Below are 11,930 nucleotides of genomic sequence, written 5' to 3'. Positions count from 1 at the left end.
CAACACTTGAAATCAGAGCCGTACCAGGGGGCGGCCCAAAGATGAACAAAAGTTACAGGCTTTTTGCCGCCAGTTTGCTGGCATTGGCGGTTAGCGGATGTGCAGTCACCAGCCAACCGATCGATCGCAGCGTCAGCGAGGAGCGGGCTCGTGCAGACCTGGCCAGCATGTTCAAGGGTCAGGAGCCGATCAATGGCCCCCTGACCCTGCATGAGGCGATGGCCCGGGCGGTGAAGTACAACCTCGAAGCTCGCCTGAAGGTGATGGAAGAAGCACTGTCCAAGCGTCAGGTCGACCTGGCTCGCTTCGACATGCTGCCGCGCATGGCACTGGCAGCCGGCTACGCCGGGCGCAACAATGTCGGTGCCTCGAGCAGCCAGAGTGTCGAGACCGGTACTCAGTCCCTCGAACCCTCCACCTCACAGGACCGCGACCGTGAAGTGGCGGACCTGACCATGGTGTGGAACGTGCTCGACTTCGGCGTGAGCTACGTCAGCGCCAAACAGCAGGCCGACCAACGCCTGATCCTCGAGGAACGCCGGCGCAAGGTGATCCACACCATTACCCAGGACGTGCGTTCGGCCTACTGGCGCGCCGTGGCCGCTCAGCGCCTGCTGACCCAGATCGACAGCCTGATGGGTCGCATCAACCAGGCCCGCGATAACAGCCGGAATATGGCCGCACAGCGGGTCGGTGACCCGGTGCAGTCGCTGAGCTACCAGCGTGCCCTGATCGAAGCTACCCGTCAGCTGGAAGAGCAGCGCCGCGCGCTGTCCTTGGCCAAGACCGAACTGGCCGCGCTGATCAACCTGCCGCTGAACACCAACTACACCCTGGCGCCAGAAGAAGGCTACCAGGTGCCGGCGTTCAAGGCCGATTTCGCCAAGCTCGAACAGCAGGCCCTGGCCAGCCGTCCAGAGCTGCGCGAGCAGGACTACCAGGCCCGCATCAGCGCCGCAGAAACTCGCAAGGCCATGCTGCGCCTGTTGCCGGGGCTGGAGTTTTCCGCTGGCGGTCACTACGACAGCAACTCGTTCCTGACCAACCAGAGCTGGGCCGACTATGGTGTGAAAGTGACCTGGAACCTGTTCAACGTGCTCTCGGCGCCAGCGGCCATCAAGGTCGCCGAGGCCGGTGAAGACGTAGCCGCAGCCCGTCGTCAGGCGATGTCCATGGCGGTGCTGGCCCAGCTGTATGTTGCCAACGCCAACTTCAACGAGGCTGTGCGGCAGTTCCATACCAGCGAAGAACTGGCGTCCCTCGACGGGCAGATTGCCGAACAACTGCGCAACCGTTACCAGACGCAGAACATCGGTGAACTGGAATTGATCCAGGGTGAGCTGAACAACCTGCAGACTCAGCTCAAGCGCGACTTGTCCTATGCCGAACTGCGCAATGCCTATGCGCAGCTGTATGTCAGCTCGGGCGCGGACCCGTTGCCGGACAATCTGCCGGATGACAGGCTTCAGACCATCGCCACGGCGCTGCAGAACAACGAGGCCAGCTGGAGTCGCTGACAGAGATCAATTGGACGCACTGGCGCCGCCGTTCAGGCGGTTGGCATTTTGCCAAGCGCTTCGCCCGAGGGCTCGAATCGGTCGCCAGTGTCCATCCGGACGTCGCGCAGCAGCTGTGTTTCCAGGTGCAAAGCGTACAGCGACTCGGCGCGGTAGCTGGCCATGAGCGTGCGACGTGGCTCGCCTGAGAAGTTTCGGCTAGCCGCGTGCACCAGGCCTACGTCGAACACCAGGATGTCGCCGGCACGTCCGGCAAGCTGTATCGACTGAGTTTCGTCATCGAAGTCGAAAGGTTGCGCGTCTGGCATGGGGCGATGGCTGCCGGGCACGATGCGTGTAGCGCCGTTGTCATGGCCGAAATCATCCAGGTAGATCAAGGCGCCCGCCGTATCGCCTGGCCGCAGGCCAAACAGGTCACGATGCAAGGGCTGGTGGCCGCCACCGGCAATGGGGTCGCGGCCATCCACCTGGGAAAGAAAGAATCGTTCGCCGATCAACTCGCCGACGGTAGTCAACAGGTGGGGCAAGCGGCATACGGCCTGGATCAGTGGGTCAGCATCCAGCTGTGAATGACGCCAGCCCGGGCCACGTGGCACCGGCCATTGCTCCAAGGGTTTCACACCACTTTCGAATGCGCTGCGCAGGTTGTCGAGCCATGCGTGCGCGATCACCTGGCGAAGCAGGACGTAGCCATTTCGATGGAGTTGTTCGCGTGCGGTCATGGCGTGTGTTCTTCCTTGTCGTTTGACTGAACAGGCATAGTAGGCTTCATTTCCAGGTAACCTTCATAACCGGAAAGTCACCTTGAAGGTGCAAGTGCAAAACACGTTTGAAACGAGCGATGGGCAAGTAGCGGATCACAAGCTTGTCATCATTCCTTCATCCCACCTGCTTAGGTTGAAGGCGACACCGACGAAGATACTATGAGTAAAGAGGGACCAGGGCTATGGATGAATACCAGGAAGAACTACTCGAAACCCAGGCGTACGAACTGGACACACCCGAACCGGCTGAAGACGCTACCGAGCTTTAGCCCGCACGTCGCTGACTGCGGCGGAACTCACCCGGCGTAAGGCCCGTCCAGCGCTTGAACGCGCGCTGGAAGGCCTCGGCCGAAGCAAACCCCAACAGGTAGGCAATCTCGCCAAAGGCCAGCTCCGTATCACGGATATAGGTCTCGGCCAGGTCGCGCCGTGTTTCGTTGAGCAAGTCGCGAAAGCGCGTGCCTTCCTCGGCCAGCTTGCGGCGCAGTGTCCAGGTGGGTAACTGCAAGTGCAGCGCCACCTCTTCCAGGTCCGGTTCACGGCCGCCATTGAGCAGCGGGCCCAGCAAGTGGGTGATGCGCTCACCCAGGCTGCGTACCCGTGTGCGTTGCAACAGCTCTGCCTCGCACAGTTGCAGCAGGTGCTGCCAGGTGCTCGGGCAGTGTCTGGGGTTGGCCAACTGCAGTGTGGCGCGGCTCAGTCGCAACTGGTTGCCCTCGGCCGCGAATTGCACGGGTGTGCTGCTCAGCGCCTGATAACGCGCAGCGTAGGCGGGCGCGGCAAATTCGATGTCCAGGCGTTCGGCCTGTACTGCCATGCCCGCCAGGTCGGCAAGTTGCGCCAGCCAGCCGGCAAGCAGTGAATCAACCACGAAGCGGTTATAGGCGTTGTAGGGGCTGATGGAGTAGAAGCGCAACCAGGCGCCCTGGGTATCTTCCTCAAAGCTGGAATGGCCACGATAGTTGGCCGCGTACAGTGGCTCGAAGCGCAGCAGGGTGCGGGCCGCATCGCCCAGGGTAGGCGCCTGGGCGGCGGTGACCCCGGCCAGGCCGGCATGTGCCAGGCGGCTCAGGCGCCCCATGTGCAGGCCCAGTGCGGCCTCGCCGCTCAGCTCGATGGCGGCGTGGCCCAGGTGCATGTAACGGGGGATCGACAAGCGTGCGCCAGCTTCGGCCAAGCGTGGTGTATCCAGGCCGTAGCGGCGTAGCAGCGGCTCAGGGTCGTGGCCCATCTCGCGCAGGGCCTCGGTCAGCGGCTGGACAAAGCCTACCGAAAGGTCGCCAAGGCGGACGCGGGGGCGGGCCATGAGCCTATAGCCACAGGTTCAGCAGTCGGGCACCCGGGCTGGGGGTACCTGCCAGCAACTCACCCGACTGGCGGGCAAAGCCTTGGCCGTCACTGGCCTGCTCCCAGAACTGCCCGCGCAGGAACACGCTCATGCTGCTGACGCTGGCCCCGGCGGCCTCGGTCAGACGTTGCCAGGCGCTTTGTTCGCTGACTTCACCACGTTGCAGGGCCAGCCCGGCGGTGGCGTTCTGGTGGCGATTGCCACGCCATGGCGCTTCCCAGCTGCCCTTGCCGCTGAGGAATACCGGGTTGGCGATCAGTTGTACCGCTTGTTGTGCCAGTTGCTGGTGGTTTTCCGGGTACCAGCTGTCACTGCCCACCAGCACACCCAGGCGCCCGGCAGGGGTTTGCACCACTTGCAGCGGTTGTTGGCGGCCATCGTGGACGTAGCGGCGGATTTCACTGTCGGGGAACTGCTGGCGCTGTGGCTGGCCCAGCAGTGAGCCATCACCGGCAAACACCACGCTGCTGTTGAACAGCGGGCCGCTGCCGGCGTGCAGCACGCCCTGCTTTACGTAGGGCGCAGGCAGCACGATGGAGCCGGCCACCAGGGTGACGCCAAATTCCCTGGCCAGCCCGCCGAACAGCTGCTGGTAGTCCGCAGCCATTTGCTCGGCCTTCATGCGCAGGTGCGCGTCAGCGCGCCAGTCGTCGCCGTCGGCAGCCAGCATGGCCAGGCCGTAGCGCACCGGGTTGCTCAGCTCCAGCCACTGCAAGGCCTCGCGGCTTTGCGTGACCTGGTACAGCTCGTTCTTTTCCCCGCGCGCCCACAGCCAGGTACCGATGTGCTCCGGCAGTACCACCACCGTGCGCGGGCTCACCAGCCCCTGGGCACGCGCCTGCTCCAGGTAGGCTGCCAGCTTGCGGTGCAGGCGTTGCAGGTTCTGGTAGTCGCCCGGGTACAGCAGCGGCTCGACGCCCAGCAGGTTGCCGTGCTCGCCCGGCACGCCATGGTTCAGCGCCAGCTCGATGCGCAGGTCGGACAGATAGTGGCCTTCCGGGCGTTGTTGGGTCCAGAAGCCGTAGCCGCAGAGAGCGGCGATCATCACCAGCGCCAGGGCGCTTGCCAGGAGTTTTCGCATCAAGCGTTGGGCATCGCAAAAAGTGGAGTGGCCATGCGGATCAATGTGGTCGCAAACCCAAGCCTTTTAACCAGGTTGAGCAGCGCACTGCATTGATCCATGCACAATCGACTTTTGATCATACCAAAGGAATGGCGATGGGCGTGCACGAACCCCGGGCATTGATGCCCGGGGTTGTGTTGGTGAGGTCAGGCGGCCAGCGTTGCCAGGGCCAGGCGTCCGTCCTGGATGCAGAACTTTTCGAGCAACTTCAGCGAGCCGCCGAATATCAGTGCACCGGAGTAGGTGATGTCGGTCAGGACAAAGGCATCTGGTTCACTGAATGGCCATTTGACCTGATTCGCCGCCACTTTGACCATGGGCGCTATGGACGGGATGTTGTTGGTTACCCCGCCAGCCACCACGCGCTCGATGATCACGTGGATGACGATGCTGACAATGGCCACAACCAACGCCGCGATGATGCCCACGATCAACGCCATCACCTTGCCGCCGACGCCACCGGCCACCGCAGTGGCCACGGCGGCAATTGCGCCCAGGATGGCTTCGGTAACGACCACCCAGGTGGCGATGTCGGTCGTGTTCTGTACATCCGGGTCTCCCACCATGGCATACACCATGACTTGTTCGCCCTTGTCGTTGACGCCCAATTGCAGCGTCTGCTTGGTGACGATGCGGGTATAGGCCACGATACCGGGCGAGATGTCCGTGCGTACCTTGCACTCGGTACGGATATAGGACTCGTCAAAGTTGATATCGAATTTTTCGGCCACGGGATGATAGGTGATGGCCCCATACTTTACGCTGTCGAGCTTGAGGTTGTTGGCCGTGATGGACGTGCCCGCCGCATCCAGGGTGAAGTTGGCCTCTGTGGTACCCTCGAAGATGAACGGCAATGCCGCCAGCAGTTGATACTTGACGAAGATTTCCCGGCTGATGAGGAAGTTGGCATTGTTGTCCGCAGCCAGCAGCACGGCAGGCAACTGGTTTGGCAGGCCGGTGGAGTCACGTTCGTTGGTCATGGCCAGTACCCCGAAGATACTGCTTTCCTCGCTGTTCTTGTCGGTGTAGGCGTAGCTCATGGACGTTGCTCGCAGCCATTTGAAATCCTCGCTTTCCTTGCCCATGTTGTTGATCAGTACGGTGCTGAACAGGGTGTCGAACTTCTTCAGGTTCTCGGGCTGGTTCAGCCAGGCTTCAAGTACGCCGCGCATCACACTCTGGTCGATGCCGCTCAAGACGTTGCCCGGGTCCTTGAGGGCAATCACCGCAGCGATTGGGTCATCAGGGTCGGTCGCCTGGGTGTTGATCTGCAGCTCGTATTTACCGTCAGAGGCCGATATCGGGTTGGGCGCCGGGAAGTAGCTGAGCTTGACGTAGACATCCGCAGACATCCCCTGGACCTGGTAGGTCTTGCCACCGAGGCCTTTGTAAGTCCCTGAACCAAAGGGTATGCGTACCTTGACGTTGCGCCCGTCGCCACCGGTGGTAATTGACCAGGCATCGAAGTCGGCCTTGAGCGAGAAGCTGTCGACCCCGGCGTCCATGTTGGCGGGGTAGGTTTTTTCCAGTGCTATGCGCTGGTTTAGCGCGGAGACCCGGCAGATGCTCACGGTATCCCAGCCGTTGGTCGAGACCGGGCTGGCCAATGTTGCGGCATTGGTCAGTAGCTGCGCGGCATGCAAGGCGTCTTCGGAACTGTGTACGCGCGCCGCGTTGCGGTATAGGGGCGATTCGCGCAGGGTCTGGCGCGCGGTTTCGTTGAGGTGATCGAGTCGCAGCGAGATGGGCTGGGCAAACCCGGACAGCATGACCTTGCTTTCATTGCTCATGATACGGCTCCTTGTGTTGGTGGGGTCACACGTAGTTGATGACAAGGGCCTCGGCGAGGTAGCTCGACGAAGCAGTATGCGTGTCGTTACTCCAGGACACGCAATCGATGGTGTCAGCCTTGACCGAGCCGCCACGCGCGGCGATGGCGCTGATCAGGTCGTCCGAGATGACAGCAGTGACGATGTGGGTGATCAGGCTGACGATGGGTGAGAGCCAGGCCAGGTACCAGGGAATATGCACTTCCTTTCTGAAGTCGGATGATTGCTTGACGAAGCTGATGGTGTTGCCATCGAACACCAGCTTCATCCGCAACCAGCCGTTCCACTTCATGTCGATACCTGCGTGCAGGTCGCAATCGCCCTGATAATCGACGGTGATGAAGTCACCGAGCATGCGTGCGGGGTTGCAACCGGCGAATACGACGGGGGTGTACCAGATGGCCCCTGACTTGATTGCCTTCATGCGCAAGGTTGAAATGTTCACCATTTGCGTATTGTCGATGCGGTAGTCCTGCGCCGTGGCGCCCTGGTAGAGCTGCAGCAGCCCAGGCAAGACCAGGTGTTCCAGGACCAGGCGTGGTGACAGCACATAGCTCGACTGCCCACCTTGGCTGATGCCCGACACATCGATATCCAGTGGCAGTTCACCAATGTCGCGTTCGGTACACACCGCCATGATTGCCAGAAAACCCGAATCGAGGTAGGCGTACGTGCATTTGCGTGGCCGGGCCCAATCGGGGGCGCTGGCTTTGCTGAAGTTGATAGTGGCGAAGGTATGGGTGAACTGTCGGGGCTGTTCGACCAGATAGTTGCAGATGCAATCCAGCACCACGGTGGCGAAAGGGCCTAACGAGCCGTCAGGGTCTTGCAGGGTAATACCGCGCAGCCAGCCACCTTCGTCGCCTTGTAGTTGTCGAGTGGAATCGGCTTTATGCAGAAAGGCCGACTTCAACTGCATCTGGCTATCGCCTTGTGGCAACAACGACAACGTGACCTCGATGATGGCTACCGCGCCGGCCAGCGAGCGGCTGGTGCCGCTGGCCTCGAAAAAGCCGGAACGTACAGGCATACGCAAACGCAACAAACGACCACCACCACCATTGATCACCGACCAGCAGTCGAAGACCCCGTGGCAGGCGTAGCCTTCATCCGAGGTGTAGGAAAATTCGTGGTCAAGGTTCTTCCAACTGGCCGCCATGTCACTGTTCACACTGTCCTGGCGAACGATGCTGATGGTGTCCCATCCTTTTGTCTGCATGAACGAACCCTCCGGGCGCACTGGGTAGGCGCCACGTTCCATGGGTGGATGATTTAACGCGCTTGAAGAGTCTGGCAGAGCCGTGTTGCCTGGCAAATGCACGGGCAGATCGTTTGGCGATCAAGCCATGCAAACCTTATAGCGGTGATGTCATTGAGCCTTGACGCTGCTGGGGCAGCTTTGAGTGCTCTTTGTGATCATTGAATTGTCAGTTTCGATCATTGAGCCAATTCAAACGGCTGTTTAATGTCGCTGACAGACAAACGACGGGCCCCGCCGACCAGTGAGGTGCCCGCATACCGTGATCACGCCACCAGGGGACCTTTCCATGGCCGCCGACCGCTACCCGCACCTGCTTGCCCCGCTGCACCTGGGCTTCACCACCCTGCGCAACCGCACCCTGATGGGCTCGATGCACACTGGCCTCGAGGAGCGCCCCGGCGGTTTCGAGCGCATGGCCGCATACTTTGCCGAGCGCGCCCGGGGTGGCGTTGGCTTGATCGTCACCGGCGGTATCGCGCCCAACGATGAAGGCGGGGGATACTCCGGCGCGGCCAAGCTCACTACCGAAGAGGAATCAGACAAGCATCGTGTCGTCACCCAGGCCGTGCATGCGGCAGGAGGCAAGATCTGCCTGCAAATCCTGCATACCGGCCGCTATGCCTACAGCCCACGCCTGGTGGCGCCGAGCGCGATCCAGGCGCCTATCAACCCGTTCAAGCCCAAGGAGCTGGACGAGGCGGGCATCGAGAAGCAGATTGCCGACTTCGTCAATTGTGCGGTGCTGGCGCAGCGTGCCGGCTACGACGGCGTCGAAGTCATGGGGTCGGAAGGCTACTTCATCAACCAGTTCCTTGCCGCCCATACCAACCACCGGACCGACCGCTGGGGCGGTAGTTACGAGAACCGAATGCGCCTGGCGGTGGAAATTGTCAGCCGGGTGCGTGGCGCGGTAGGGCCGAACTTCATCATCATTTTCCGCCTGTCGATGCTCGACCTGGTCGAAGGCGGCAGCACCTGGGACGAAATCGAGCTGCTGGCCAAGGCCATCGAGCAAGCCGGCGCGACATTGATCAACACAGGCATCGGCTGGCACGAAGCGCGTATCCCGACCATCGCCACCAAGGTGCCGCGTGCGGCATTCAGCAAAGTCACCGCCAAACTGCGCGGTGTGGTGAAGATTCCGCTGATCACCACCAACCGTATCAATACCCCTGAAGTGGCCGAGGCGGTGCTGGCCGAGGGCGATGCCGACATGGTCTCGATGGCGCGGCCGTTCCTGGCCGACCCGGACTTCGTCAACAAGGCGGCCGCTGGCCGCAGTGATGAAATCAACACGTGCATCGGCTGCAACCAGGCCTGCCTGGACCACATCTTCGGCGGCAAGCTGACCAGTTGCCTGGTCAACCCGCGTGCTTGCCACGAAACCGAACTCAACTACCTGCCTGTGCGCACGCTGAAGCGCATTGCCGTGGTCGGCGCCGGCCCCGCAGGTTTGGCAGCGGCCACCGTGGCAGCCGAGCGTGGCCACGCGGTGACCCTGTTTGACGCCGCCAGCGAAATCGGTGGCCAGTTCAACGTGGCCAAGCGGGTGCCGGGCAAGGAGGAGTTCTTCGAGACCCTGCGCTACTTCCGCAACAAGGTGAACAGCACGGGTGTTGACCTGCGCCTGAATACCCGTGTCGACGTAAAGGCGCTGGTGGATGGCGGCTACGACGAAATCATCCTGGCCACCGGCATCGCCCCGCGTACCCCGGCCATTCCTGGTGTCGAGCATGCCAAGGTGCTGAGCTACCTGGACGTGCTGCTCGAGCGTAAGCCGGTGGGCAAGGCAGTTGCGGTGATTGGTGCGGGTGGCATCGGTTTCGATGTGTCCGAGTACCTGGTGCACGAGGGCGTGGCCACCAGCCAGGACCGTGAGGCGTTCTGGAAGGAGTGGGGCATCGATACCCATCTTGAGGCACGTGGTGGCGTGGCCGGGATCAAGGCCGAGCCGCACGCTCCGGCGCGGCAGGTCTACCTGTTGCAGCGCAAGCAGTCCAAGGTGGGTGATGGCCTGGGCAAGACGACCGGCTGGATTCACCGCACCGGGTTGAAGAACAAGCAGGTGCAGATGCTGAACAGCGTCGAGTACCTGGGTATCGATGATGCCGGCCTGCACATTCGTGTGGCGGGTGGCGAACCGCAAGTGCTGCCCGTGGACAACGTGGTGATCTGCGCGGGGCAGGACCCGCTGCGTGAGCTGCAGGACGGGCTGGTGGCTGCGGGGCAGTCGGTGCACCTGATTGGCGGGGCAGATGTGGCGGCCGAGCTGGATGCCAAGCGGGCGATCAACCAAGGGTCAAGGTTGGCGGCTGAGCTCTGAGATTGCCGGGGGCCGCTTTGCGGCCTTGTGGGAGCGGGTTCACCCGCGAAGAGGGCTGCGCGGTGTATGGCACCGGCTGCGCCGGTGTTCGCGGGTGAACCCGCTCCCACAGGGGTCGCGACGCGCCCCTATGATTTCGCTGTAAACTCGCACCATGCTTCTCGACCTTCCTCAAGCCCCGCTGCAACCCTTGAACCTACCCTGGCTGCAACAAGCCCAGGTCGAGGCCGCCATCCTGCGCCTGGACCTGATCGACCCTCTGATCAGCGGCAACAAGTGGTTCAAGCTTCGCCATCACCTGCAGCAGGCCAGCACCCGCAAAGCCCCGGGCCTGGTCAGCCTCGGCGGCAACCATTCCAACCACCTGCACGCCCTGGCTGCCGCCGGCAAGCGCTTCGGCTTCGCCACCGCCGGCCTGCTACGGGGCCACGCCCAGGACACACCCACTGTGCGTGACCTTCAGGCGCTGGGCATGGAGCTGCACTGGCTGGGCTACGGCGGCTACCGCGCGCGCAACGAACCCGGATTCTGGGCGCCCTGGCAGGCACGCTACCCCGGCTGGCATTGCATTCCCGAAGGCGGCGGCGGGCCGGCCGGTGCACAGGGCTGTGCCCTGATCATGGAGCAGGCCCGCGCACAGATCGCGGCGCTGGGCTGGCCGGACTACAACACCTGGTGGCTGGCTGCGGGAACGGGTACTACCTTGGCGGGCCTGGTGCTGGCCGAAGCGGGTGCACATGCCGTACATGGCGCACTGGCTGTGCCCAGGGATCATGGCGTGCCGGAGACGGTGGCCGCACTGGCCGGCGCGCATGGCTACCAGCTACACGACGCCTGCCGTGGTGGTTTTGGCAAATTCGACGATGAGCTGCTGGCTTTCATCGCCGAGTGCGAACAGCACAGCGGTGTGCCGTTCGAGGCCCTCTACACCGGCAAGGCCCTGCTGGCCCTGCGTGATCAGGTCGACGCCGGGCTGTTCGCGCCCGGCACCCGCCTGATCTTCGTACACACCGGTGGCCTGCAGGGCCGGCGCGGTTACTTGTAGGGCAGCATGCGCAGCAGCGTGTTGTCGCGCTGCACATAGTGGTGGTACAGCCCGGCCACCGCGTGCAGGCCGATCAGCCAGTAGCCCCAGCTGCCCACGCGTTCATGCCAGCCTTTGATGAACTTGGCCTGGTCCGGGTCCGGGCCGATCAGGTGCGGCAGCTCCAGGCCGAAGAACGGCACCGGTTTGTCGGCGGCGCTGAGGATCAGCCAGCCTGCCAGTGGCAGGCCGATCATCAGCAGGTACAGCGCCAGGTGCATCAGGTGCGCAAGGCCGGTCTGCCAGGCCGGCGGCTTGGGCACGATGGGCGGGGTAGGGCGGCTCAGGCGGACGGCCAGGCGCAGCCAGACCAGCACGAACACGCTGAGCCCGAGCATGAAGTGCAGGTCCTTCATCAGGTTGCGTTCGGCACTGTCCTTGGGGAACAGGCCACGCAGTTCGATGAGTGCATAGACAGCGGCCAGCAGCACCAGCATCAGCCAGTGCAGGGCGATGGACAGGCGCGCGTAATGGGGCGCGGGGGTGGATAAAACCATGATCGGTCCTCGTCATCAGGTCAAAATGGCGCTCTTGCTGGCGCTCAGGTACCACTGTAGTGGTTACCAGAAACAAATCTTTGCGCTGGGTCTGTGAAAATTGTGTTGCCTGTGCCGGCCTCTTCGCAGCACAAGGCTGCTCCTACAGGGGCGGCATGGCTCTCAAGACTTGTGCGGTCCCTGT

Annotated in this window: 9 protein-coding genes; 3 read left to right on the top strand and 6 right to left on the bottom strand. The window is 62.6% G+C overall.

Annotated elements, in window-relative coordinates; genetic code table 11:
• Positions 1-41 precede the first annotated feature (41 nt).
• Positions 42-1,517, top strand: coding sequence for a TolC family protein (locus tag ABOC32_RS24295; RefSeq protein WP_426809185.1), 1,476 nt, complete (start codon positions 42-44; stop codon positions 1,515-1,517).
• Between the two features lie 32 nt (positions 1,518-1,549).
• Here the strand turns inward: ABOC32_RS24295 and ABOC32_RS24290 are convergent, their stop codons facing one another.
• From ABOC32_RS24290 to ABOC32_RS24270, 5 genes are all read right to left on the bottom strand, one after another.
• Positions 1,550-2,239: a phytanoyl-CoA dioxygenase family protein gene (locus tag ABOC32_RS24290; protein WP_426809184.1), complete on the bottom strand. Its 690-nt coding sequence runs from the start codon at positions 2,237-2,239 to the stop codon at positions 1,550-1,552.
• 307 nt (positions 2,240-2,546) lie between these two features.
• Complete coding sequence (locus ABOC32_RS24285) at positions 2,547-3,587, bottom strand: AraC family transcriptional regulator (RefSeq protein WP_426809183.1); 1,041 nt, start codon at positions 3,585-3,587, stop codon at positions 2,547-2,549.
• A 4-nt stretch (positions 3,588-3,591) separates the two neighbouring features.
• Positions 3,592-4,710 (bottom strand): nitrilase-related carbon-nitrogen hydrolase, encoded by a 1,119-nt coding sequence (locus tag ABOC32_RS24280; protein ID WP_426809182.1) that lies wholly within the window; start codon positions 4,708-4,710, stop codon positions 3,592-3,594.
• 188 nt (positions 4,711-4,898) lie between these two features.
• Positions 4,899-6,542: a TULIP family P47-like protein gene (locus ABOC32_RS24275; protein ID WP_426809181.1), complete on the bottom strand. Its 1,644-nt coding sequence runs from the start codon at positions 6,540-6,542 to the stop codon at positions 4,899-4,901.
• A gap of 25 nt (positions 6,543-6,567) precedes the next feature.
• Positions 6,568-7,800 carry a TULIP family P47-like protein gene (locus tag ABOC32_RS24270; protein ID WP_426809180.1) on the bottom strand — a complete coding sequence of 411 codons (1,233 nt, stop codon included), beginning with the start codon at positions 7,798-7,800 and terminating at the stop codon, positions 6,568-6,570.
• A gap of 328 nt (positions 7,801-8,128) precedes the next feature.
• On the opposite strand from ABOC32_RS24270, the gene ABOC32_RS24265 reads away from it, so the two are divergent.
• On the top strand, positions 8,129-10,165 hold the full coding sequence (locus tag ABOC32_RS24265) for an FAD-dependent oxidoreductase (protein ID WP_426809179.1): 2,037 nt from the start codon (positions 8,129-8,131) through the stop codon (positions 10,163-10,165).
• A 154-nt stretch (positions 10,166-10,319) separates the two neighbouring features.
• A complete protein-coding gene (locus ABOC32_RS24260; RefSeq protein ID WP_426809178.1) occupies positions 10,320-11,210 on the top strand; it encodes a 1-aminocyclopropane-1-carboxylate deaminase/D-cysteine desulfhydrase in 891 nt (296 codons plus the stop codon).
• Here ABOC32_RS24260 and ABOC32_RS24255 read toward each other — a convergent pair.
• The gene (locus ABOC32_RS24255; RefSeq protein ID WP_426809177.1) at positions 11,201-11,746 is read right to left on the bottom strand and encodes a cytochrome b; all 546 of its coding nucleotides are present in this window, start codon (positions 11,744-11,746) and stop codon (positions 11,201-11,203) included. The genes ABOC32_RS24260 and ABOC32_RS24255 overlap by 10 nt on opposite strands.
• Positions 11,747-11,930: the final 184 nt, after the last annotated feature.

It is taken from the genome of Pseudomonas sp. WOUb67, from assembly GCF_050058005.1.
In the GTDB taxonomy this organism is placed as follows: domain Bacteria; phylum Pseudomonadota; class Gammaproteobacteria; order Pseudomonadales; family Pseudomonadaceae; genus Aquipseudomonas; species Aquipseudomonas putida_R.
Note: the sequence above shows the minus strand (reverse complement) of the source record. Positions and strands in the feature narration are given on the sequence as shown.